Annotated in this window: 19 protein-coding genes and 1 pseudogene; 10 read left to right on the top strand and 10 right to left on the bottom strand. The window is 67.5% G+C overall.

Translation table 11 applies throughout. From position 1 onward, the window contains the following. Positions 1-108: 108 nt before the first annotated feature. Positions 109-1,057 (bottom strand): annotated as a pseudogene (locus tag LRH25_RS11755) (IS1595 family transposase). A gap of 249 nt (positions 1,058-1,306) precedes the next feature. Between LRH25_RS11755 and LRH25_RS11750 the strand changes: the two are divergent. Beyond that, complete coding sequence (locus tag LRH25_RS11750; RefSeq protein WP_141289689.1) at positions 1,307-2,362, top strand: alpha/beta hydrolase family protein; 1,056 nt, start codon at positions 1,307-1,309, stop codon at positions 2,360-2,362. A 7-nt stretch (positions 2,363-2,369) separates the two neighbouring features. Here LRH25_RS11750 and LRH25_RS11745 read toward each other — a convergent pair whose 3' ends face one another. After that, complete coding sequence (locus LRH25_RS11745) at positions 2,370-3,893, bottom strand: hypothetical protein (RefSeq protein ID WP_231011247.1); 1,524 nt, start codon at positions 3,891-3,893, stop codon at positions 2,370-2,372. Between the two features lie 86 nt (positions 3,894-3,979). Then, positions 3,980-5,239, bottom strand: a complete 1,260-nt coding sequence (locus LRH25_RS11740; protein WP_231011200.1) for a prohibitin family protein — start codon at positions 5,237-5,239, stop codon at positions 3,980-3,982. Positions 5,240-5,420: 181 nt separating this feature from the next. Between LRH25_RS11740 and LRH25_RS11735 the strand changes: the two genes are divergently transcribed. Continuing rightward, entirely contained in the window at positions 5,421-6,137 is a 717-nt protein-coding gene (locus tag LRH25_RS11735; RefSeq protein WP_141291918.1) for a response regulator transcription factor, read from the top strand. 2 nt (positions 6,138-6,139) lie between these two features. Next, a complete protein-coding gene (locus tag LRH25_RS11730; protein WP_231011199.1) occupies positions 6,140-8,281 on the top strand; it encodes a sensor histidine kinase in 2,142 nt (713 codons plus the stop codon). 18 nt (positions 8,282-8,299) lie between these two features. Here the strand turns inward: LRH25_RS11730 and LRH25_RS11725 are convergent, their stop codons facing one another. Genes LRH25_RS11725 through dsdA form a run of 3 tightly spaced genes read right to left on the bottom strand, consistent with a single transcriptional unit; the run spans position 8,300 to position 12,416 of the window. Next, a complete protein-coding gene (locus tag LRH25_RS11725) occupies positions 8,300-9,862 on the bottom strand; it encodes an amidase (RefSeq protein WP_231011198.1) in 1,563 nt (520 codons plus the stop codon). A gap of 18 nt (positions 9,863-9,880) precedes the next feature. Continuing rightward, positions 9,881-10,885 (bottom strand): Bug family tripartite tricarboxylate transporter substrate binding protein, encoded by a 1,005-nt coding sequence (locus LRH25_RS11720; protein ID WP_141291960.1) that lies wholly within the window; start codon positions 10,883-10,885, stop codon positions 9,881-9,883. Positions 10,886-10,910: 25 nt separating this feature from the next. Next, the gene (dsdA, locus tag LRH25_RS11715) at positions 10,911-12,416 is read right to left on the bottom strand and encodes a D-serine ammonia-lyase (RefSeq protein WP_375142167.1); all 1,506 of its coding nucleotides are present in this window, start codon (positions 12,414-12,416) and stop codon (positions 10,911-10,913) included. Positions 12,417-12,493: 77 nt separating this feature from the next. Between dsdA and LRH25_RS11710 the strand changes: the two genes are divergently transcribed. From LRH25_RS11710 to LRH25_RS11690, 5 genes are all read left to right on the top strand, one after another. After that, positions 12,494-13,474 (top strand): LysR family transcriptional regulator, encoded by a 981-nt coding sequence (locus tag LRH25_RS11710; RefSeq protein WP_231011197.1) that lies wholly within the window; start codon positions 12,494-12,496, stop codon positions 13,472-13,474. A 117-nt stretch (positions 13,475-13,591) separates the two neighbouring features. Continuing rightward, complete coding sequence (locus LRH25_RS11705; protein WP_141286833.1) at positions 13,592-15,244, top strand: sensor histidine kinase; 1,653 nt, start codon at positions 13,592-13,594, stop codon at positions 15,242-15,244. Beyond that, positions 15,241-15,924: a response regulator transcription factor gene (locus LRH25_RS11700; RefSeq protein ID WP_141286830.1), complete on the top strand. Its 684-nt coding sequence runs from the start codon at positions 15,241-15,243 to the stop codon at positions 15,922-15,924. Before LRH25_RS11705 ends, LRH25_RS11700 begins: the two co-directional genes overlap by 4 nt. 177 nt (positions 15,925-16,101) lie before the next feature. Beyond that, positions 16,102-16,596 (top strand): SgcJ/EcaC family oxidoreductase, encoded by a 495-nt coding sequence (locus LRH25_RS11695; RefSeq protein WP_141286829.1) that lies wholly within the window; start codon positions 16,102-16,104, stop codon positions 16,594-16,596. 97 nt (positions 16,597-16,693) lie between these two features. Then, on the top strand, positions 16,694-17,122 hold the full coding sequence (locus tag LRH25_RS11690) for a carboxypeptidase-like regulatory domain-containing protein (RefSeq protein WP_141286828.1): 429 nt from the start codon (positions 16,694-16,696) through the stop codon (positions 17,120-17,122). A 6-nt stretch (positions 17,123-17,128) separates the two neighbouring features. On the opposite strand, the gene LRH25_RS11685 is transcribed toward LRH25_RS11690, so the two are convergent. Further along, positions 17,129-17,707: a DUF924 family protein gene (locus LRH25_RS11685; protein ID WP_141286832.1), complete on the bottom strand. Its 579-nt coding sequence runs from the start codon at positions 17,705-17,707 to the stop codon at positions 17,129-17,131. Positions 17,708-17,879: 172 nt separating this feature from the next. Here LRH25_RS11685 and LRH25_RS11680 point away from each other — a divergent pair, with 172 nt between their 5' ends. Together LRH25_RS11680 and LRH25_RS11675 are read left to right on the top strand one after the other, a co-directional pair. Then, positions 17,880-18,242, top strand: a complete 363-nt coding sequence (locus tag LRH25_RS11680; RefSeq protein ID WP_141286827.1) for a hypothetical protein — start codon at positions 17,880-17,882, stop codon at positions 18,240-18,242. A gap of 61 nt (positions 18,243-18,303) precedes the next feature. Next, a complete protein-coding gene (locus LRH25_RS11675) occupies positions 18,304-18,753 on the top strand; it encodes a hypothetical protein (RefSeq protein WP_141286826.1) in 450 nt (149 codons plus the stop codon). A gap of 264 nt (positions 18,754-19,017) precedes the next feature. Here LRH25_RS11675 and LRH25_RS11670 read toward each other — a convergent pair whose 3' ends face one another. Genes LRH25_RS11670 through dapE form a run of 3 tightly spaced genes read right to left on the bottom strand, consistent with a single transcriptional unit; the run spans position 19,018 to position 23,077 of the window. Then, positions 19,018-21,036 (bottom strand): ABC-F family ATP-binding cassette domain-containing protein, encoded by a 2,019-nt coding sequence (locus tag LRH25_RS11670; protein ID WP_141286825.1) that lies wholly within the window; start codon positions 21,034-21,036, stop codon positions 19,018-19,020. After that, positions 21,033-21,935: a 50S ribosomal protein L3 N(5)-glutamine methyltransferase gene (gene prmB / locus LRH25_RS11665; protein WP_141286824.1), complete on the bottom strand. Its 903-nt coding sequence runs from the start codon at positions 21,933-21,935 to the stop codon at positions 21,033-21,035. The genes LRH25_RS11670 and prmB overlap by 4 nt, the downstream gene beginning before the upstream one ends. After that, positions 21,932-23,077 (bottom strand): succinyl-diaminopimelate desuccinylase, encoded by a 1,146-nt coding sequence (gene dapE / locus LRH25_RS11660; protein ID WP_141286823.1) that lies wholly within the window; start codon positions 23,075-23,077, stop codon positions 21,932-21,934. Before dapE ends, prmB begins: the two co-directional genes overlap by 4 nt. Positions 23,078-23,101: the final 24 nt, after the last annotated feature.

The following is a 23,101-nucleotide window of genomic DNA, read 5'->3' as shown; positions in this document are numbered from 1 at the left end:
GTGTGTGGGTTGGTCTATGAGTCGTCATTCATCTCGACGATTTTCATTTCTTTCCATATATTTAGTGCAAGCATTGCACCGGCATTTCTGCTTCATTCTGTCTCCTGATTAGTCACGAGTCTCAGCTTGTTGGCGGATATCCCGCTCACTCAGTCGACGCCCGCGGGCCACATGTCTGAGCACGTCACTAAGCAACCCATGCAGGTCAAACCGACGTTTGAAACGGTAGTTGAAGGCGCCCAGATAGTGAGATGCGTGCTTGGCGAACCGAATGGCCTTGTGGGGCGCCGTTGATGGCTGTCTTGAGGTTGCACAGCATCGTGTTGACCCACTTGAGAATTTCCATCTCCCGCGGCTTGCGCTGGCCCACCACGATGAACGAGTGCGCGCAGCCCGCATCGATCACCCCGGCAAAGCAGCTGAGCCCGTCGCTGAGCATGCGCCGGGCCTAAGGTTCCAGCCCGCCCACTGCGCGACGGCCTACCGGGTGAAGCCGCCCAAGGCCGAGATCCTAGCTCGCACCGGGTTGCCCTGGTCATTGAGCGAGACCGCCGCCAGGATAGGCACCCTGGTGGGCGAGCTCCGCCCGCCAGGGTCAGGATGTTCTCCACCAAGATAGGCATCATCAAGCAGCACCTGGCCTTGCGGCGGCACCTGGGCGTCCGCCCGGGAAATCGTGTCCGTCAACTTGTGCTGCACCAACCAGGCGGTGCGGCAACTCACCCCCAGGTAGCGCTTCAAGGCCAGGGCCGACAAGCCTGTCTTGGCCTGGCTGATCAGCATCGCCAGAAACCAGGTCCTCAGTGGCAGTTTGGTGCCTTCCAGCACCGTGCCAGCGGTCGGCGAAGTCTGGTGCCGGCAGGCGCCGCACTGCAGCAACAGTGCGGCTGCCATGGCGAACGCGGTAGTGCCCCGTCCAGTCACAGGCTGGGCAATGAAAGCCGGTGGGCCAGCGCGCCTTCTCCAGCGCCAACGCGCATTGCACCTCGGTGCCAAAGTCCTGCATGAACTCGTGCAGCGACATGCCTTGCTGGAACTGAACTCGGTTCATCGCCATCACGATCTCCTGGGCTGCGAATCTGTTCAGGCTACGCAGCCACGGGCTCACAGGATGCGCCAGGATGAGGGGCATGACTAATCAGGTATCATTATAGCGATCACATTCGGCTGCGCGTATTTTGGTACCTTCATCATGCGCGCGATGCGAATTGGGAGGGACTGACGGAAAAGTGAACATTCGACCTGCTCGATCAACGTCATTGCTGATATCCGGCGTAATCGTCCTTTGGCGGGAGAGGTGGTTTGTATGATATTCATCAAAGGTCGTGTCAAGTTCATTGGTTTTTTGACCCTGACCTGCGTAGCGGCGGTAGTAATGGGCGGTTGGAAAGTCTACACACATCGTCTGAAGACGAGCCAGCAAACTTTATGGGACGACCATTCTGCAGTCAAGTGGGGCGTCGAGTTTGTGAAGGTCGGTATAGACAGCAGTTTCGACGGAAATTCGCAACCAGCCTATTTCTTAGCCGCCGCGGGTGGGCCGAAACCATTGCTTGTCAGCCTTCATACTTGGAGTGGCAGCTACGATCAGCGAGATCCGCTGGCTACGCTTGCGTACAAAGCGGGGTGGAATTATGTACACCCGCATCTGCGAGGACCGAACATGAACAAGGATGCCTGCCTAAGCGACAAGGTCATAGCTGATGTTGATGACGCGATCGGCTACGCGATGCAGCAAGGTTCCGTTGATGAACACAATGTCTTCGTCATCGGTGTTTCGGGTGGCGGCTACATAGCACTTGGTTCTTATTTGAAGACGCGAGCCACGGTCAAAGCTTTTCTGGCTTGGGCACCGATCAGCGATCTATCTGCCTGGTACCGCGAGTCCAGCGGCCAGAAGTCCCGCTACGCGGCGGACATTCTCAATTGCACGTCGGATGGTAGGTCTTTTGACAAGGCATTGGCGCAACAACGCTCACCAATGTACTGGGATGTGAAACCCAATCCAGCAACGCTTTTGGAGATCTATGCCGGCATTGAGGATGGTTACAGCGGCAGCGTGCCGATCACCCATTCGATCCAGTTCTTCAACCGAATGGCGAATGCGCTCGGATCGACTGACAGCCAAGTGAGCCAAGCCGACACGATCCGACTGCTGTCGCGTAGCGTGAGTAGGTCAGGTGTGTGGAACATGGCAGCGCCCAGCATCGGTGGACGGCAGGTCTTCTATCGACGAGAGACCGGCCCAGTTTCGCTGACGATTTTTCAGGGTGGCCATGAGATGCTGGCGGATTACGCTTTCTTCCGCATGCAGGAGTTGGCTGGGGAGCGTTCGCCGGAACTGCCGATGGGGTTGCACTGATGTTGCCTTAGCGCAAGCTCACACTCTGGCGCTTCCACTGCGGGTCCTGCCAACGCTGGAATGCAGCGAGGATCTGCGGGCTGCTGGCGCTCTTGTCGACTTCCAGGTTGCTTAGGCGCGTAACTTCGAAGCGGCGGATGTTGCGTGGGCCGAGCGTGCTAGTGTTGGCGGCGCTGTTGTCGGTACGGGTCTCGCGGGCGACCAGCAACTTGGGCTCGGGCTCTGCCGTCCATCCGGCGGCTTCGATGTAGCCCAGGTCGCTGCCCAGTGGGTTGCCGGCGGCGGGCGGCAGCACGTCCAGCGTCCAGCCGCCTTCCGCGTCCGCGCTGCTGCGCATCACCCAGAGTTCGCGCCAGCCGGCGAGCGGCTGCACGGCCAGCGTGGCGGCCTTGCCGTCGCGGCTGATGCTGGTGGAGGCCAGCCAGGCGACGCCGAAGCTGCAGCGGCGCAACAGGGGGTGCGTGGCGTCGTGGCGCGCGTCGGTCAACAGCACGCAGGTTTCACCAGTGCGGCCGGGTTTGGTGCTGAGCTGTGGGCGATCGTTGGCGGTTGCAACAGCAATTGGCGGCAGCGGCGGTTCGGCGGCCCAGCGGGACGCGCCAACGCGGATCGCGGCTTCCTGGTAGTCAAGTTGGTCATCGTCGCTCAGCTCGGTCTTGACGACGCCAGCGAGCGTGTCCAGCGCGCGTTGGCCTGCTGCCTGCGAAGCGTCGCCGCGGCGGGCTTGCTGGAAGGCCAGCGTGGCCCACACGCCGGCGCTGCGCATGCGCAGGCGGTTGCGGGTCTGCTCAGGCAGGGCGGTCCAGTCTGCGGGCGTGAGGCGGTTCAGCACGTCGCCGCGCCAGCGGTCCAGCGCTTCGCGGGCGGTGGCGGTGAGCGCGGGGTCAATGCAGTCTTCGCGGGTGAGCGCCAGCGCGGCGCGGGCGCGCTGGGCGGGCGTGGCACCTGGCATGGCCAGCACGCGGCGGAAGGCTTCGCCGTCGTAGCAGAGCTGCACCTGGCCGTCCTGCTCGAAGCTGGCGATCTTCACGCCGTAGCTGGCCACGCCTTCGAGGTGGGCGGCGAGCTTGTTGTCGGTGGTGTTGGCAGCATTGCGGGCCGAGGCGCGGCGCGCCAGGCGCTCGGCCAGCGTGCCCAGCGCGTCGAAGGGTTCGGCCTTGAGCTGCTTGGCCGGCACGGCTTGCAGGTAGGCCGCGGCATAGGCCACGCCCAGCGCCTCGGCGGCGGGCGTGTCGCGCACGAAGCGCAGCACGGCCAGCAGCTCAGGCGCGTCGGCCTCTGTGGTGCCGATGCGGCGCACGCTGCTGGCGCGCACGTAGCCGGCGCGCTCGCGGCGGTGGTCATACACCTGCAAATAGTCCAGCTTCTCGCCGCGCACTTCCAACAGGTCGCCCTGCCAGAGCTGGGCCTGCTGCAGCGCGCTGTCTTTCGGGCCGGCGCGCAGCGAGGTGTTGTCCAGCGAGACGATGGCAAGCGGTGCGCCAGCTTCGGCTGACGGCAGCGGCGCCGCATCCGCCTGGGCCGGCACCATGGCCGCGGCGATCAGCAGCGCGGCGCTGGCCAGGGCGCCGGCCAGCGTGCCCAGCGTTACCGCGGACAGGCACAGGTTGCGCCGGTTCATTGCGCTTCCCCAGCTTCTTGCGGCTGCTGCGGCGCAACCGCCGCGGTGCGCTGCATGCCACCCACCAGCGCGCTGCCGATGAAGTCGCCGTTGGCCGGCGGGGGCGCGATGATGACCTGGATCTTGTCGCTCAGCTTGTCGGCCAGGGTCTTCTGGATCAGCAGCGGGTGGCGGGTGATCAGCGCGCCTTCCTTGGCCATTTGCTCGGCATTGGCCTGGCCGACCTTCTGCAGGCGGTAGACCTCGGCATCGGCCAGCTTCTGGCGAGAATCGGCCTCGCCCTGGCTTTCGATGCGGCGCGCCTGGGCATTCGCTTCCGCGCCCTTGATGCGGGTTTGCTTGTCGGCCTCAGCTTCCAGCGAGCGCTGCTCGATCTGCTTCTGCTTGAACGGCAGCACGTGTTTCATCGCCTCTTCCTGGGCCTGTGCGGCGATCAGGGTTTCGCGGGCGCTGGCCTCGGCGTTCTTCTCGCGGCGCACCTTTTGCGCCTCGGCTTCAAGCGCCGTCTGCTGCACTTCCTTTTCCTTCAGCTGCAGCGTGTACTGCATCTTCTCGGTGGCCAGTTCCTCGGCCAGCAGGCGGTCCATGCCGGCGCGGTAGTCGGGCGGCAAATCGACCTTGCCCATCTGCACGCTGCGCAACAGGATGCCGTCGGCCGCCAGGCGCGGGCGCAGCTCGGCTTCGATCTGCTGCTGGATCTCGGCGCGGCGGCTGGAGAAGATCTCGCGCACCGTGTAGCGGGTGAAGACCTTGAAGATCACGCCTTGCACCGCCGGTTGCACCACGTCCTTGCCGAGGTCCGCGGGAAGGTCGCGGCTCATCGCAGCCACGCGGGCCGGGTCCAATGCGTAGCGCACCGAGAGGTCCACACCCAGCGACAGGCCTTCGACCGACTGGAAGGGCGCGGCGCCGTTGGCCGTGGCGCTGTCCGCCGGGCGATAGACCTGGTCGCGCAGCGGGTAGCGGTGCAGCTCGTGCAGGCCGGGGATGAGGAACACGGTGCCGGCGCTGGCGGCGGTGGCGCCGCCGGTCAGCACATTGGTGCGCACCGCCAGTTCGCCAGGGGCGACCGTCTGCACCGGCGGATGCTTCACCAGCGCGTAGCCCGCCAGCCCAATGCCTGCCAGCAGGACCAGGCCGGTGCGGGCCGCGAAGACGCGGCCGGCGCCGGCCGAGGTGACGCGGGCCAGGCCGCGGCCGGTGCGCGACAAGGCGCTGCGCACAGCCTGGGCCAGGGAGGAGAGGCGGGGGTTCATGTGGGGCTCCGTTCAAATGGTGTGGAAGTCATTCTTCGGAAATGGCCCGGAAGGCGACAGCGGTGGCGCGGGGCGTCTTTGCTCGGCGGCGTGAGCCTGGTTTCCGGCCGCGGAAGAAACCTTCACGTGGCTGGCCAGGGCGGCCCCGGATAATCCGCGGCCAGCAGGAGGAACCAGCGCAATGGCCAGTGCAGCAAACCCGCCCCGGGTGGCGGTGATCGAGGACGACCAGCCCACCAGCCAGCAGCTGCGCGGCTGGATCGAAGCGGCGCGGCCAGGCATCGTGGTGGACCAGTGGTTCAACCGCGACGACGCCGAGGCGGCGCTGGCCCGCGAGCGTTATGACCTGGTGGTGCTGGACATCGAGCTGGGCCGCGAGCGCAATGCCGGCGTGGCCATCATCAACGCGATCAACAAGCAGCACGCAGGCACGCCGGTGCTGGTGGTCTCAGCCATGCCGGCTGCCATCTACCGCAGCATCATGAAGGCGCTGGACGCCTGGGACTACCTGCAGAAGACGACCTTCGAGGAGGCCGACTTCATCGACACCTTCCTGGACATCCTGCGTGCCACCCGCGACCGCGCGCAGGCCGCCCCCGTGCCGCAGCCCGCGCCCGCGCAGGAGCTGCAGCTGGACCCGCTGCGCCAGGGCAGCGCCATCTGGCGTGGCCAGCGCATCAACCTGCCGCTCACCGCCCAGCGCATCCTGGCCGCGCTGGTGGCCCGCCAGGGCGAGGTGGTCAGCTACGAAGACCTCTACCTGGTGGTGAAAAGCGGGCGCAACCGCGACAACATCCGCAAGCACGTCAGCACCATCCGCGACGCCTTCCGCGAGATCGACCCGGCCTTCGACGCGATTGCCAACATCCCCATGCGTGGCTTTCGCTGGGGCGGCTGAGCATGGCGTTCGGCCTGCGCTTTCCCGGCGCTGAAATCCTCAGCCTGCCGGGCCGCATCCGCATTCCGCTGCGGCTGCGGGTCTTCTTCCGCGGTGCCTTCCTGCTGCTGGCGCTGGCCACGCTGGCGCTGGCGCTGGGTGTTTTGCAGGACGAGAAGCAGCGCGGCTGGCGGGCCTACCAGGACGGGCTGGCCAAGACGCAGGCGCAGATCGTCGCCCGGCTGCGCCACCCGGCAGGCCAACTGGCGCTGCTGAATCCCGGCAGCCGCGGCGGCAGTGCGGGTGCTGCGCTGCGCCCGCTGGTGCTGCCGTTTGCTTCGATCGACTTCGACGACCGCGTGAAGGCGCAGCAGGCCGTGGAGATGGCCGGCTGCCAGGTGCAGTACGGCGACGGCGCCAAGCTCTGCCTGGCCGTGGGCAACAGCGCGATGGCCGGTGCCTTCCTCTACGCCGTGGGCAGCTTCGGCAGCGATGGCCCGTTGATCGCCCGCCGCCTCGGTTCGGCCGACCTGGCGCAGGCGCATCGGCTCAAGATCAGCGTGACGCTGCGCGGCCAGAGCACGCAATGGCTGGCGCCGCTGGAAGCCGGCGCCGAAGGGGGCCCGGCCACTCGCGGCCGGCTGGCCGGTTTTGCCGAGGACCCGCAAGGCCTGCTCGGCACGCGGCCAGTGCGGGACTTCCGCGGCTGGTGGTGGCAGGACGCCCGCTGCCTGGGCGAGGGCGAGCAGCCGGCAGTGGCGAACACAGCCGGCTGCCGCCGCCTGTCCTTCTTCTCGGTGCGCCTGCCGGTGGAGCTGTTCCGCGAAGAGCTGATGGCGCAGCGCGAGCGCCTGGCCTGGCCGCCGCCGGACCTGGACCGGGTGCAGGTGCGCGTGCAGGCGCTGGCCGGTGGCAGCGATCAGCCGCTGTTCGACTCTGACCAGCCTGACGCCACGCCACCGTTCTCGCTGGCCGACCTGGCGCCGCTGCTGCTGCCCGGCGAGACGCTGCGCATCCGCAAGGCCGGCGCGCCGGCAGGCGCCGAGATCGCCACACTCACTGGCAGCGTGGACAAGAGCCAGCCCACCTCGCCGCTGCTGGACCGGCTGATCCGCCAGCTGCCGGTGGAGGGCTACGACCGGCCCATCCAGATCGACGACAGCATCGCCACGCCGCTGGGCCGCTACGAACTGCAGCTCAGCGGCGACCTGCGTGGCGTGAACCGCGCGCTCAGCCTGGTGGCGGCGCGCGTGGCGGGTTATGTCGGCGCGATGCTGGCCGCCATCGTGCTGACCTGGGCCGCCATCGAACTGGCGATGATGCGGCGCATCACCTTGCTGACCAAGCGCGCTGCCGCGGTCTCGCAAGGGCTGCGGGAAGGCGACCTGGTGCTGGACGTGTCCGGCCTGCGCGGCAGCGACGAGTTGGGCCTGCTGGCCGGCACGCTGGCCGAGCTGATGCAGCGGGTCAACGATGCCGTGCGGCGCGAGCACATCCGCGCGCAGCAGGAGAAGGACCAGTGGCATGCGGTGGGCCACGAGATCATGTCGCCGCTGCAGTCGCTGATGGTGCTGCACCCGAAGGCGGACGACGCCAGCCACCGCTACATCCAGCGCATGCAGCAGGCCGTGCGCGTGCTGTACGGCCAGGCCAGCCCCAGCGAAGCCTTCGAGGCCACCACGCTGGGGCTGGACGCGCTGGACCTGGACGCCTTCCTCGCCGAGGTGGCGGCCAATGCGCCGCACGCGGGTGTCGAGCACGTCGTCTACACGCCGCTGGGCCAGCCCGTGCCGGTGCAGGCAGATGCCTACGCGCTGGAAGACGCGGTGACCCACATCCTCAGCAATGCGCAGCGCTATCGCCCGCCCGGTACGCCCATCAGCTTGACGCTGGCGCTGGAAGGCGACGCTGCGGAGCTGCGCATCCACAACGACGGCCCGCCGATTGCGACTGAACAACTCGAACGCATCTTCGAATACGGCGTGTCCAGCCAGCACGAAGGTTCGGGCGACAGGCCGGACCAGCGCGGCCAGGGGCTGTTCGTTGTGCGCACCTACCTGGCCAAGATGGGTGGCACGGTGAGGGCGCAAAACGACATTGGCGCACCCGGCGAGGCGGGCGGCGTCAGCTTCGTGCTGCGGCTGGCCAGGGCCAAGCTGCATTGAGCAAGCGCGGCCCGGCCTTCACACGGCGCTGACGCTGTCTGCCTGCGATTGCGCTGCCGCGTCCAGCACCGGTGGAGCGGTGACGATGGAGCGCAGCGCCGGTGCTACCGGGCCCAGCCGTGCCGGGTCGGGGCGCGGGCGGTTCAGCAGCGGGTTGCCGGCGCAGGCGCTTTCCAGTGCCTGGGCGGCGGCCAGCGTGAAGCGGTCGCCACGGAACGGGCCCACCAGTTGCAAGCCGAAGGGCATGCCTTGCGCGTCGCTGCCGCAGGGCAGGCTCAGGGCGGGATGGGTGGTCAGCGTGGTCACATAGGTCAGCGCCAGCCAGCGGTAGTAGTTGGCCTGCGGGCGGCCCTGCACCGTGGCGGCATGCGGCTGGGTCCAGGGGAAGGGCGAGACGGGCGTGACGGGAGAGAGCACCAGGTCCACCTCTTCATAGATCTGCTGGAAGCGCTTGAGCAGCCGGGTCTGTTCGCTTTGGGCCCAGGCCACGTCCAGCAGGCTCATGCGGGCGCCCATCTCGTAGTTGCTGCGCGGGTTGGGGCCGAGGTTGGCGGGGTCGCGTTCATAGGCTTCGCGCATGCCGGCCACGAAGGCCTCGGCGCGCAGCACGTCAAAGCAGCGGTGGGCATCGCCCATGGCATGTTTGCCGCCGAAATCCAATTCGGTGCAGGACTTGAACAGCGGCGCCAGGGCCGCGACCTTGGCGCGGAAGGTGGCGCGGATGTCTTCGTCCACATCGCACAGGCCGAAGTCTTCGGTGAAGCCCACCCGGAGCCGGCCCAGGTCCACGTCCGGCAGGCGCAGGAACTCGGCCGCGTCGACCTCGTGGCTCAGCGGGTCCACCGCGGCCATGCCGGCGCTGGCGGCCAGTTGCAGGCAGGCGTCTGCCACACTGCGGCCCATGGGCCCCACCACCGAGATGGGCGACCAACCCAGCGGCCGGCGCGCGCTGGGCACCAGGCCGGGCGAGGGCCTGAAGCCCACCACGCCGCACTTGGCGGCCGGAATGCGCAGCGAGCCGCCGGTGTCCGAGCCGGTGCAGATCGGCAGCAGGTCCAGCGCCAGTGCGCAGGCCGAACCGCCGGACGATCCACCGGCATTCAGGCGCGGGTCGAAGGGGTTGCCGGTCGCGCCCCAGACGGGGTTGAAGCTGTTGGCGCCGGCGCCCATTTCCGGCACGTTGGTCTTGCCGGCGACGATGGCGCCCGCCGCACGCAGGCGGGCCACGAGCAGGTTGTCGGCTGCCGGCACATGGGCGCGGTACAGCGGCGAGCCATGGGTGGTCAGCAGACCGGCCGTTTCCTCCAGGTCCTTCACACCCAGCGGCAGGCCGTGCAGCAGGCCCAGCGGCTCGCCGCGCATGACGGCGGCCTCGGCCTGGCGCGCTTCGGCGCGGGCGCGGTCGAAGCAGGTGGCCGTGACAGCGTTGACAAAAGGATTGAGCGCTTCGATGCGGGCAATGCAGGCATCCAGCAGTTCAACCGGAGAAAGCTGCCTGGCGCCGATGCGGCGGCGCATTTCCACGGCAGACAGCGCCAGCAACTCGGCCTGCGGCGAGGACGGGGAGGAGGAGGAGGACATGGGCTTTGTCGTCTTTCTTCATTCGATCCTGATGTTCGCGCGAGTGGCGGTGGCCCGCATCACCGGCAGGTCCGCCTCGATGATGCGCTCGACCTTGGCGCCCGGCACGAAGCCAGCCTCGAAGCCCACGCTCGCCATTTGCGCCTTCACTTCGGGCAGCCCGGCCAGTTCGGCCAGCGCCTTTTCCAGCTTGGCCCGCACGGCAGCCGGCAGGCCGCGCGGCGCTGCGACCGACAGCCAGGTGTCGGCATCAATGGCATAGCCCTGCTCCTGGAAGCTGGGCACATTGGGCAGCAGGGCCGAGCGCTTGGCCATGGTCACGCCAATGGCCTTGACCTTGCCGGCCTTGAGCTGCGGCAGCGCCGCCGAAACCGTGTCCACCGAGAACTGCACCTGGCCGGCGATCAGGTCGATCATGGCTGGCGAGCTGCCCTTGTAGGGCACATGCAGCATCTGGGTGTCGGTGGCGCGCTGCAGCAGTTCGCCGGTGAAGTGCGAGGTGGTGCCGTTGCCGAACGAGGCCCAGGCGAACTTGCCGGGCGCCGGGTGCACCAGGGCGACAAAGCTCTTGGGAGAGTCGGCCTTGACCTGCGGGTTGGCCAGCAGGATCAGCCCGGTGCGGCCGACGATGCCCAGTTGCTCGAAGCTCTTGAGCGGGTCATAGCCCAGCTTGGGGTTGATGGCCGGGTTGGCGATGTAGGTGGTGCCGGAGCTGATCAGCAAGGTGTAGCCATCCGCCGGGGACTTGGCGACGTAGCTGGCGCCAATGGCGGTGCCGGCACCGGCGCGGTTTTCGACCACGATGCTCTGCCCCAGCTTGTCCCCCAGGCCCTTGGCCACCAGGCGGGCCAGCACGTCGGTGGCGCCACCCGGCGGGAAGGGCACGACCAATTGGATGGGCTTGTTCGGATAGGCGTCGGCGGCCAGCGCAGAAATCACGGGCAGGGTCAGGCCGGCAAGGGCAAGGCCAGCCAGCAGGGCGCGGCGGGCAATGGACGAGGGCAGCAATGCGGAAGAGTTCATGTCGAGGCGCTCAAGTGGTTGGAGATCAGGGATGCGGGGAGGGCAGGCTTTGTCGCAGGGCGGGGTCATCGGCCGGCTCGCGGGCCAGCTCGGCCGCGCGGTAGCGGAAGTAGGCGAGTTCAGGCTCGGGCACCGCCTGGCCGCCGGTGGTCCAGGCGACGTGGGTGGCGACTGCCAGTTGCGGCGCCTGCAGGCCGCGGCGTGCCAGCCAGGCCTGCCCGGCTTCGCTGTGCAGCAGCCGCGCAGGGCCTGCGAGGCCGGCTGTGGCTGAAGGCTCCAGGCGCAGGTCCTCGCTCACGGCGGCGTGGTGCAGCAGGCGGTAGAGATCGTCGTCCGTCACCGTGTAGGCGCCCGCCAGACCGGGTCCGGCCAGCGCGCCGGCCAGTTCCGAGGCCCGCGCCACTGCCAGCCCATCGGCCTCGGTCCGGTTGCTCAGGCCGATGTCGTAGACCGAGGGTGGCTGCGGGTTGGCCGCCAGCGCAGCCAGCGGCGGCAGCGCAGCCCGGGCGCCCGCATGGTTCACCAGCAACTGCAGCAGGAAGCAGGGCGACTGCACCGGCTCGGCAAAGAAGCAGTGCACATTCGCCCCGAAATGCTGGCGCAGTGCCCAGGCCACGCCGCCTGGCGCACCGCCCACCCCGCAGGGCAGGTAGACGAGGAGCGGATGCGCAGCGTCCACCGTCCGTCCGGCGCTTTCCAGCTGGGCCGCCAGTCGCTCGGCGGCGACTGCATAGCCCATGAACAGCGAACTCGAGTGCTCGTCGTCGACAAAGTGGCCCTGCGGGTCGGCCTGCACGGCGCGCCGCCCCGCGGCCACCGCCTCGGCGTAGTCGCCTTCATGCTCCACCACCTGCACGCCACGCTGGCGCAGGCGTGCCTTCTTCCATTCCTTGGCATCGGCCGACATGTGCACCGTGGCCTTGAAGCCCAGTGCAGCGGCCATCACGCCGATGGCCAGGCCTAGGTTGCCGGTGGAGCCCACGGCCACCTGATGCGCGGCAAACAGCGCGCGAGCCGCTGGCGAGGCCAGCACGCGATAGTCGGCCAGTTCCAGATCCTGCTGCGGCAGCAGGCCATGGCGCAGCGCCAGCGCCTCTGCATGTTCCAGAACCTCGTGGATGCCGCCACGCGCCTTGATGGAGCCGGCCACCGGCAGCGCGTGGTCGGCCTTCACGAACAGCGTGCCCGCCTCGGCAGGCAGGCCCAGCGCTGCCTGCAGCGCCGGCACCGCCAACAGCGGGGATTCGATCAGCCCGCCGCTGGCCCCCAGGGCTTCGGGAAACAGCTGCGCCAGCAGTGGCGCGAAGCGGTTCAGCCGGGCCGACGCCGCCTGCATGGCGGCCAGGGACTCCTGCATGGCGCTAATGCCGGACTCGCCTTGTGGCGCGCTGTCGGGCGTGGTCGGAGGTGTTGCGTCCTGTGCCCAGAGCAGGGGGCGTGCGGCTTGCAATGTTGCCCAGTCCAGACCGGTTTGCCAGGGAAGCAGGGCGCTGGATGGGGAAATAGCGGAAGAGGCGGGTGCAAATGACATGCCTCATGCTCGCCTGGATAAGTGCGCCCGCGCAAGCCACTTATACTTGGCCATCTATTAGTAATAGCAATGGCAACATGGGTCCGACGCTGAATCCGTCCTTGTTATCCTGGTTGCGGTGCTTCGATGCTGCAGCACGGTGCGAAAGCTTCACCCATGCTGCCTCAGTCTTGTGCATCACGCAGGGCGCGGTGAGTCAGCAGGTCAAACAGCTGGAGCAGTGGCTGCAGCGGCCGCTGTTCTTGCGCAGCCCGCGCACCCTGCTTTTGACGCCCGAGGGGCTGCGCCTGGCGACTGTGCTGCGCGAGTCCTTCGACGCGCTGGAGGCGGCCCTGCTGCAACTGCGCAAACCCGAGCCCGGCGCGGCGCTGGCGCTGAGCTGCTCACCTTCGTTCGCCATGGGCTGGCTCACGCCCCGCCTGGGCGACTTCTTCCGCCAGCACGCGGCGCTGGACCTGCGGGTGATCAGCGAGTTCCAGGGGCTGGATCGCCAGCGCATGGCGCAGCTGGGCCTGGCTGCAGCCGTGCGCTACGACCCGGGCTCGGCCTACGGCGACCTGCAGGCCACCGCCTTCCTGGACGAGTGGTTGCTGCCAGTCGCCAGCCCGGCCTGGCTGGCGGCGCACCCGGAAGTGCGCCGGGCGGCCGACCTGCGCCCCGAGCATCTGCTGCACGACGATCAACCCTGGGACGGGGCCGGCCCGCATGAGGAATGGCAGGGTTGGCTGAGCGCGGCAGGTCTCGCCCTGGACCGGCTGCAGGGCGGCCGTCACTTCAACCTCTCCCAGCTGGCCGTGGGCGCTGCGCTGGCCGGGCAGGGCGTGGCCATGGGGCGGGCGGCACTGGTGCTGGAGGACCTGGCCACTGGCCGCCTGGTCGCCCCCTTCGGCACGCCTGCTGGACCTGCGTTGCGCTCACCGGCGAGTTACCAGTTCGTCATGAATGGCGAGCCATTGCCTGGCGTGGACCTGGTGCTGGCCTGGTTGAACACCCAGGCAAAAAGCTTTGTGCGCCAGCGCGACGCCTTGCTGGCCGGGCTGGCGAACCGCGCGGCTTGATTCGCGGCAGCCGGGCGGCGGGCCGCGGCGCGGACCCGGCGATCCGGACGCCTTTCTCGCCGAGTTGGCCGCCAACGCGCCGCATGCCGGCGTCGAGCGGCCCGGCTACAGTTCGGCATGTTTCGCACGCGTCTTTCCTTGGCATTTGCGGCGCTGGTGGCGCTGGTGTTTGTGCAGGCCGGCTTTGTCTATTGGGGCGCGAACCGCGTCAATGACTATGCCCAGCACAGCCGGCTGGCCAGCGACATCCTCTCGGAACTGCTGGAGCTTTCGGCCAACAAGCAGCGCCTGCGCGTCTGGGCTTCGCAGCGCCTGATGAATGCGGAGGCTTCGGTGGAGGTGCGTGACCAACTCGTGACTCGCATCCAGTCCAGCGCCGGCAAGCTCAAAGGCCTGGCGCGACGCGACCATGCCTTGTGGATCGAATTCTCGGCCCGGGAGGACACCCCCATCCCGCCGGATGTGCCCAAGCTGGTGGCCGTGACCGATTTGCTGGACCAGAACATCACCGCGGTGCAGTCGCGCCTGATGCGCCTGACGCCGATGGACCACGGCGCCGAGTTCGCGGCGGTGTGGCACGAGCTCAACGAGGTGTTCGACATGGCGGGCGGACGGGATCTGCGCGAGCTGGTCAACGGCGCAATCGAACGCCAGCGGGTGGTCGTTCCGGAGGCCCGCGCCGCCACCGAGCGCGGGCTGGATGCCTTGCGCCGGCAGGCCATTGGCATGGCGGTGACGATGCTGGCGGTGGCGGCTGCATTGGCCCTGCACCTGAACCGGCGCCTGAAGCAGCCGCTGGACCGGTTGCTGATCGGTACCCAGGCGCTGCAGGCTGGCGAGCTGGGCCATCGCATGGCGATCGGTTCGAGAGATGAGTTCGAGCGGGTGGCCGAGAGCTTCAACCAGATGGCGGCCGAGCTGCAGCAGCATCGCAAGGCGGCCGACGAGGCGCGTCACCGGCTGGAGGCCGCCGTGCAGGACCGCACCGCGGAGCTGCGCGTCGCGCATGACGCCTTGCAGCGCGTGGACCAGCGGCGGCGCCAGTTGTTTGCCGATCTCGGGCACGAGCTGCGCACGCCGGCAACGGCAATCCGCGGCGAGGCCGAGATCGCCCTGCGCGGCCAGGACAAGCCGGTGGAGGAATACAAGCAGTCACTGGCCCGCATCGTGGGCGGCGTGGGTCAGCTGACCGGCGTGATCGACGACTTGATGCTGATCGCCAGGGCCGAGGTGGACCAGCTGGTGATGCAGCCGCATGAGCTGGACCTGCTGGTCTTGCTCGGCGAGGTGGCCGAGCAGGCCGAAGCCCTGGGCCAGCCGCAGGGCGTGCGGGTGCTGCTGGAGCCAGGCGCTGCGCCGCAGGGCCGGCTGCCCACCGAGCTGCCGGTGCATGCGGATGCGGAGCGGCTGCGCCGGGCGGTGATGATCGTGCTGGACAACGCGGTGCGCTATTCGCGCCCCGGTGGCGCAGTGAGGCTGGGATGGCAGGTGTCGCCGCGGGAAGTGATGCTGCTGGTGAGCGACGAGGGCATTGGCATTGATGCCGACGAGCTGCCGCTGGTGTTCGAGCGCTTCACGCGCGGTCGCCGCGCGCGGGCGTACCGGGCAGACGGCACTGGCATCGGCCTGTCGATCGCCCAGACCATCATTGCCGCCCACCAGGGCAGCATCCACATCGACAGTCGGGTTGACCACGGCACCCAGGTTCGCATGGTGCTCCCGCTGTTACCGCGGGCCCTGCAGGCGCTGTCCGAGGGCTTGTCGGCATGAACATCCTGGTGGTGGAAGACGACGCGCGGGTGGGCGACTTCCTGCTGCGCGGCTTGCGTGCCGAGGGCTATGCCGTGCAGCTGGCCCGCACCGGCCCGGAGGGCCTGGCGCTGGCCCGCGCCGATGACAGAGCCTTGCTGATCCTGGACCTGATGCTGCCGGGCATGAGCGGAATGGAGGTTTGCCAGACGCTGCGGGCCGAAGGCTTTCAGGTCCCGGTGCTGATGCTCAGTGCGATGAACCAGACCGAGGACAAGGTGAACGGCTTGCGCCTGGGCGCGGACGACTACCTGACCAAGCCCTTCGCCTTCGAGGAGTTGCTGGCCCGCATCGAGGCCCTGCTGCGCCGGGGCCGGCAGCAGCGACCGCGCGCCGCCACGCTGCAGGTGGCCGATCTGCAGCTGGACCGCGAGCGCATGCACGTCAGCCGGGCCGGCCGGACTGTGGTGCTGACCGCCAAGGAGCTGGCATTTCTGGAGCTGCTGATGAGCGCGCCCGGCCGGGTCTACAGCCGCGAGCGCATCCTGGCCAATGTCTGGGGCACCAATGAAGATCCACTGACCAATGTGGTGGACGTGTACGTGCGGCGCCTGCGCAGCAAGATCGACGAAGGCCACGCGCTGACCCTGCTCAAGACGGTGCGGGGCTTTGGCTACAAGCTGGACGCCGAACCCAGCTGAGAAGCTCGCGCGAGGGGACGGCGCGCAGTTCACCTGCCGTTCATCTTCGCGTCAGTGCCTGTTCATGGCGCCTCGTGGCTGCTGTTCATCCAGCACCCGAAGAATGAGTTCCTGTGACGCAAGGCCCTCGGGCAGGGCGTCACTTCATTCAACTCATTGCTTCGAGCACGTCACGACATGAAATTCTCGACACTCTCCCCCTTGTTCGCGGCTGCCAGCCTGGCGCTGGGCTTGTCCACACCTGCGCTGGCGCAGGACGACGCCGGCACGAGCGCCATCTGCCAGGCGACCAGCGAACAGCAGGTGGCGGCCCTGTTTGATCGCTGGAACGCCTCGCTGCGCACGCTGGATCCGGACAAGGTGGTGGCCAACTATGCCCCCGACGGTGTGTTGCTGCCCACCGTCTCCAATGAGCCGCGGACCAGCCCGGCAGAGATTCGCGACTATTTCGTCAAGTTCCTGAAATCGGAACCACAGGGCACGATTGACAAGCGCCTCATCAGGATCGGCTGCAACGTGGCGCAGGACGTCGGCACCTACACCTTCCAGTTCAAGGACGGCCAGACGGTGAAGGCGCGCTACACCTATGTCTATGAATGGGAGAACGGCCAGTGGCTGATCGCCCACCATCACTCGTCTGCGATGCCGGAGCCTGTGGCCGGCGCCAAATGAGCCACGTGCCAGGCAAGGCCAGGCCTGCCGATTGCCCCTGAACAATGCGACCGCAGCCTGCGAAGGTTCGTGTTGCTGCAGCAAAGGAGCTTCCGCGATGAAACACCTCAGTCATGCCCAGTGGATGGGCGCAGTCAAAGTGCTGCTGGCCGTGGGCCTGGCAGCCGCGGCCATAGACGCCTTGGCGCTGGACCGCGGTACCGGCCCGCTGGGCCAGCCTTTCGTGATGGGTGGCATTGGCCAGGACGAGCAAGGCCAGATCGAGCACGAACGCGCCGGCTTCACGTTGAAGGTACTCACCGCAGCGCCCTCGGGCGAATTCCTCGCCGACGTCCGCACCCGCATCGTCGGCCCCAATGAGCAGGTCTTCTTCGACCGCAAGCTCAGCGGCCCGGTGCTGCTGATCAACCTGCCACCCGGTCACTACCAGGTGCAGACCGCATTCAAAGGCAAGCAGGAAGCCAAGCCGGTTGACCTGCGCGCTGGCCAGCAAGCCTCGCTGGATTTCCGCTTCAATCCGGAGTGAGGCTGCTCATCCCTTGAAACCGCCGTCCGCGAGGAAGGTGATTTCTTCCGGTGTGGATACGCGCCCCAGCACCGCATTGCGATGCGGAAAGCGCCCGAAGCGGGCAATGATGACGCGGTGCTTCACCGCGGCCCGCTGGGTGCTCGCATCCACCCCGGCGCACAGCGCCACGCAGCGCTGCTGGTCCGCCAAGTGCTCCGAGTGCATGAACGGCATGTAGAAAAACGGCCGCAGCAACTCTTCCACCTGCCGGTCAAACCCCTTCGCGATGGCCTGGTCGGCCGTCTCCCGCGCCAGCGCATCCGTCTCATACGCGCGCGGCGTGTCGCGGAAGGCATTGCGCGGAAACTGGTCCAGCAACAGCACCAGCGCCAAGGCCCCTTCGGCCGTCAATGACCAGCCGATCAGGTAACCCCGCAAGGCCGCTTCATGCGCTGGCAGAAAGCGTTGCTTGAATTCGGCATCAAACGACGTGCTTTTGGAGAACCAGCGTTTGCGACCGGCGGCTTGCCAGAAGCCGACCACTTCGCTGGGCCGGTGAGTCTGCGGCAGGGCCGGCGGCGTGTCGATGATGGCGCTGGTCATGAGGTGAACTTTCTCTCGCTCGATGGCTGGGTGGTCTTGCTGTCCATTCACGCCAAGCGTTGGCTTTTCTTGCGCTGATGGACCGGTTATCGTGCAGCCGGTTCCGGTCGGACGAAACTCGCCGCGTGCTTTGAGCACCCAATCAACATGCAGGAATTTATTCGAGGTCAGCTTGGTTTCTGCCGCGGCGTCCATCCTTGCTGAGGTCATCGGCCCTCTCGTCTCGTTTGTGTTCGAGGCCTGCGCGCATTTACTCCTCGGGAGTGTGCGGCCGTGGCGCTATGTTCTGTCGCCTGAATTCCGAGCCGACTTCGACACCCGATTCGCAAATGTCCACCCGATATTCAAGTGGTGGAATTTGCTCGGGGGCGGCCTGTTGCTGTTTGCCAGTTTGGCAGTGGTGACCGGTCTTCTCTGGTTCTTCTTTCAAGGCCAGTCCGAAGTCGAACCCGCCGGCCACAGCTGGCAAGCTGTCAAAAAGGCTGAGCAGGTGGTCATCGACAAATTGAAGAATCGTCAGGCGACCCAGCCATGACCTCCAGCCTGGCCTCCAAATGCGACGCTTGGTTTCGCAGAGCAACCAAGCGGTGCGACGCATGAGCTCGCGTGCCGTCGATGGTGTCCTGTCCCTTGTCCTGGGCGGCGGGGCGTTGATCGTTGCCGAAGGGATCCGAGCCCTGGAACCAACCTGGCCACTTCGGCCGGGTCTGTTGCTGCGCATCGCTGATTCGCTGGGTCTGTTGCGAGTGTCGGAAGCCGATCGCAGCTTCCAGGCCATGGGCATCGGCTCCGTCGACGACACGCGTGCGTTGGCGGCGGCAGCGGTCTACGTGGTCTACCTGACGCTGGCTTCCGCGCTTTACGCTGCGTGGAGCGTGTGGCGGGAAGACGATTCGCTCTACCCGGCTGCGGGGCTGGTGTGCGGCGCCTGCGCGCTTCATGTGCTGGCGCCGTTGGCTGGCATGGTGCTCTTGGTCACGGGCAGCACGGCGCTGCTGACGCTGCGCCGTGCTGTGTGGCGAAAGAGCAGGCGTATGCCAGGCTGACCGCTCAGCCGGCCCCGCCCCGAATCGCCTCAATCTGCATTGTCAGTTCCCAGCATTCCAAGGATTCAGGAACGCCACTTTCGCATGTGCGAACTCCGAGACGCAACACCCAGTGCCCTGGGAGGGGTGGCTTGTCTGACTTCGTATTGCCCATTGGTCACCTCAGATTCCTGGCTGGCCTGACCACAATACAGGGTGCGCTCTTGGCTTCCAACGGTTCTCCACTTGGCCGAGCCCGTGGGTGATGAGCTCGTCCGAGGCCGATCAACCCCCGCCCTGGATGGCCTCGATCTGCTCGGTCAGCTCCAGCCAGCGTTCTTCGCCCATTGCGATCTCGGCCTGGGCGTGGCTGAGTTGGCGGCCGAGGTCGGCGATCTTGGGGCCGGCGAGGCCGGGTTGGGCGAGTTGGGTTTCGAGCGAGGTTTTTTCGGCGTTGAGCTTTTCAAGTTTCTTGTCGAGACCGGCCAGCTCGTTGCGCATTGGGCGGGTCTGGTCGGCCAGCTTGGCGCGGTTCTGGGCGGCGTTCTTGCGGTCGTCGCGGCTGGCGGGGGCCGGCGCGGCAGCGGGCTTGGGGGCTGATTTGGCGACGGGCGCAGGCGCCACCGGCGCAGGTGCGGCTGCCTTTTCGGCTGCCTTTTCAGCTTTCGCGGCCTTGCCACTCAGCGAGCGCTGGGCCTCACGGCTGCGTTCGAGCAGCCAGCGCTGGTAGTCGTCCAGGTCGCCATCGAAAGGCTTGACGACGCCGTCGGCCACCATCCAGAACTCGTCGCAGACTTCGCGCAACAGTGCGCGGTCGTGGCTGACCAGCATGACCGTGCCTTCGAACTCGTTGAGCGCCATCGAGAGCGCTTCGCGGGTCTGCAGGTCCAGGTGGTTGGTCGGTTCGTCCAGCAGCAGCAGGTTGGGGCGCTGCCAGACCAGCGTGCCCAGCACCAGGCGGGCCTTCTCGCCGCCCGAGAGCGTGCCGACCTGCTGGTGCACCATTTCGCCGACAAACCGGAACTGGCCGAGGAAGTCGCGCAGTTCCTGCTCGCGGGCGTTGATGCCCAGGCTTTTGGCGGTGCGCACCATGTGCTGCAGCGGCGTGTCGTCGCTGTGCAGCAAGTCCATTTCCTGCTGCGCGAAGTAGCCGATGGCCAGGCCCTTGCCCTCGACCATGGTGCCGGCCAGGGCCGGGTGCGCGTGGGCAATCGTCTTGACCACGGTGGACTTGCCCTGGCCGTTGGCGCCCAGCACGCCAATGCGCTGGCCGGCCAGCACGGTGCGGTTGATGCCGTGCACGATGGCCTTGTTCGAGCCGTCTTCGTTGGCGCCGATGTAGCCGCAAACGACGTCGTTCATCGCCAGCATCGGGTCCGGCAGGCTCAGCGGTTCGCGGAATTCGAAACTGAAGTCCGCGGCGGTCAGCACCGGCGCCAGCTTTTCCATGCGCTCCAGTGCCTTCACGCGGCTCTGGGCCTGCTTGGCCTTGCTGGCCTTGGCCTTGAAGCGGTCAATGAACTTTTGCAGGTGGGCCACGCGCTCCTGCTGCTTGCCGTAGGCGGCGGCCTGCTGCTCCATGCGCTCGGCGCGCATTTCCTCGAAGCGGGTGTAGTTGCCGCCGTAGCGCGTGAGCTTGGCGTCTTCCAGGTGCAGCGTGACGGTGGTGATCGCGTCCAGGAACTCGCGGTCATGGCTGATCATCAGCAGCGTGCCGGTGTAGCGCTTGAGCCAGCCTTCCAGCCAGACCAGGGCGTCCAGGTCCAAGTGGTTGGTCGGCTCGTCCAGCAGCATCAGGTCGCTCGGGCACATCAGTGCGCGGGCCAGCTGCAGGCGCATGCGCCAGCCGCCGGAGAAGCTGTTGACCGGCGCTTCGAGCTGGTCGACGCGGAAGCCCAGGCCCATCAGCAAGGTGTGGGCGCGGGCGCGGGCGTCGAAAGCGCTGGCTTCTTCCAGTTTCAGGTAGGCGTGGGCCATGGCCTCGCCGTCGTCTGCCGCCAGCGCAGCGGCCAGTTCGGCCTCGGCTTCCATCAGCGGGATGTCGCCCTGCATCACGAAGTCGGTGGCGGCATCTTCGGTTTCGGGCATGTGCTGGGCGACCTCGCCCATGCGCCAGCGCGCGGGGATGTCGAAGTCGCCGGCATCGGCGCCCAGGCGGTTGGCCAGCAGCGCGAACAGGCTGGACTTGCCGGCGCCGTTGCGGCCGACCAGGCCGATCTTCTCGCCAGGATTGAGGGTGACGGTGGCGCTGTCCAGCACCACCTTGACGCCGCGGCGCAGCGTCACATTGCGAAGAGTGATCATGTTCGGGAAAGGGGAACAGCAGGCGAGGAGGGCTGCATCAGCAGGGCCTCGCGGGTCAGGAGCAGCACATCGTCGTCGCCGGCACTGGTGCTGAGCCAGATGGGCGCGAGCTGCGGGAAAGCGGCCTCGAAGTGCGGCTTTTCATGGCCGATCTCCAGCACCAGCAGGCCCTGGTCGCTGAGGTGGGCGGGCGCGTCGCGCAGCAGGCTGCGGATGAAGTCCATGCCGTCGCTGCCGCCGGCCAGCGCGAGCGTGGGCTCGGCCAGGTATTCGGGCGGCAGTTGGGCCATCGATTGGCTGTTCACATAGGGCGGGTTGCAGAGGATGAGGTCGAACACGCGGCCACCGGTGGCAGCCAGGCCGTCGCCCTGGACCAGCAAGATGCGGTCCTGCAGGTGATGGCGTTCGACGTTGACGCGGGCCACGGCCAACGCGTCGGCGGAAAGGTCGGCACCGACGACTTCGACCTCGGGCCAGGCCATGGCCGCCAGCACGGCCAGGCTGCCGTTGCCGGTGCACAGGTCCAGCACCTGGCGGGTCTTGTCGGTGAGCCAGGGGTCGATGCTGGCGTCGGCCAGGCATTCGGCGATCAGGGAGCGCGGCACGATGACACGCTCGTCCACCGTGAACGGCACGCCTTGCAACCAGGCTTCGCCGGTGAGGTAGGCGGCGGGCTTGCGGGTTTCGATGCGCCGGGCGATCAATGCCATGGCCTTGGCCACGTCGGGCTCGGGCACCGTCACGTCGCCGCTGGCGTCGTCGCTGTCCAGCGGCAAATGCAGCGACCACAGCACCAGCCAGGCGGCCTCGTCGTGTGCGTTGGTCGTGCCGTGCCCAAATGAAACGCCCGCCTCGGTCAGGCGGGCGGCTGCAGCGGTGATCAGGTCGGAGATCGTCATGTGAGCAGCAGTTCCAGCGTGCGGCGGTAGATGTTCTTCAGCGGTTCGATGGCATCGACGCGCACGTGTTCGTCGACCTTGTGGATGGTGGCGTTCACCGGGCCGAACTCGACCACCTGCTCGCAGGCCTTGGCGATGAAGCGGCCATCGGACGTGCCGCCGGTGGTGGACAGCGTGGCGGCCACGCCGGTCTCGGCCTGGATGGCCTGCACCAGCGCGCCGACCAGGCTACCGACGGGCGTCAGGAAAGGTTCGCCGCCGAGGGTCCAGTCGATGCGCCATTGCAGCTCGTGGCGGTCCAGCACCTGGGCCACGCGGGCCTTCAGGCTCTCGGGCGTGGAGGCGGTGGAGAAGCGGAAGTTGAAGTCCAGCACGGCTTCGCCCGGGATGACGTTGGTCGCACCGGTGCCTGCGTGCAGGTTGGAGGCCTGCCAGGTGGTGGGCGGGAAGTATTCGTTGCCTTCGTCCCAGTGCATGGCCGCCAGCTCGGCCAGCGCCGGCGCCAGCAGGTGGATGGGGTTGCGCGCCAATTGCGGGTAGGCCACGTGGCCCTGCACGCCGGTGATCGTGAGCTTGCCCGAGAGCGAGCCGCGGCGGCCGTTCTTGATCATGTCGCCCAGCGTGTCGACCGAGGTCGGCTCGCCGACGATGCAGCAGTCCAACGCCTCGCCGCGGGCCTTCAGCGCCTCGATGACCTTGGCGGTGCCGTCCACCGACGGGCCTTCCTCGTCGCTGGTCAGCAGGAAGGCGATGCGGCCGGCGTGGCCAGGCTGGGCCTTCACGAATTCCTCGGCGGCGACCACCATCGCGGCGACCGAGGTCTTCATGTCGGCCGCGCCGCGGCCATAGAGCTTGCCGTCGCGGTAGCTGGGCACGAACGGGTCGCTGTTCCAGCGGTTCAGTGGGCCGGCGGGCACCACGTCGGTGTGGCCGGCGAAGACCATGGTGGGGCCTGGGCGGCTGCCGGTGTGCACGGCCCAGAGGTTGTCGACGCGGAAGTCGTCCGGGCCAAACGGCATCTGCTCGCAGCTGAAGCCGGCGGCTGCCAGCCGCTGGGCGATCACGCCCTGGCAGCCGAAGTCGGCCGGCGTCACGGACGGGCGGGCGATCAGGTCTTCAAGCAGGTGCAGGGTGGCGGACATGGGCAACAACAGGGCAGGGCCGAA

Source organism: Ideonella azotifigens, assembly GCF_021043325.1.
Taxonomy (GTDB): domain Bacteria; phylum Pseudomonadota; class Gammaproteobacteria; order Burkholderiales; family Burkholderiaceae_C; genus Ideonella; species Ideonella azotifigens.
This window is presented reverse-complemented; position numbering and strand designations above follow the sequence as displayed.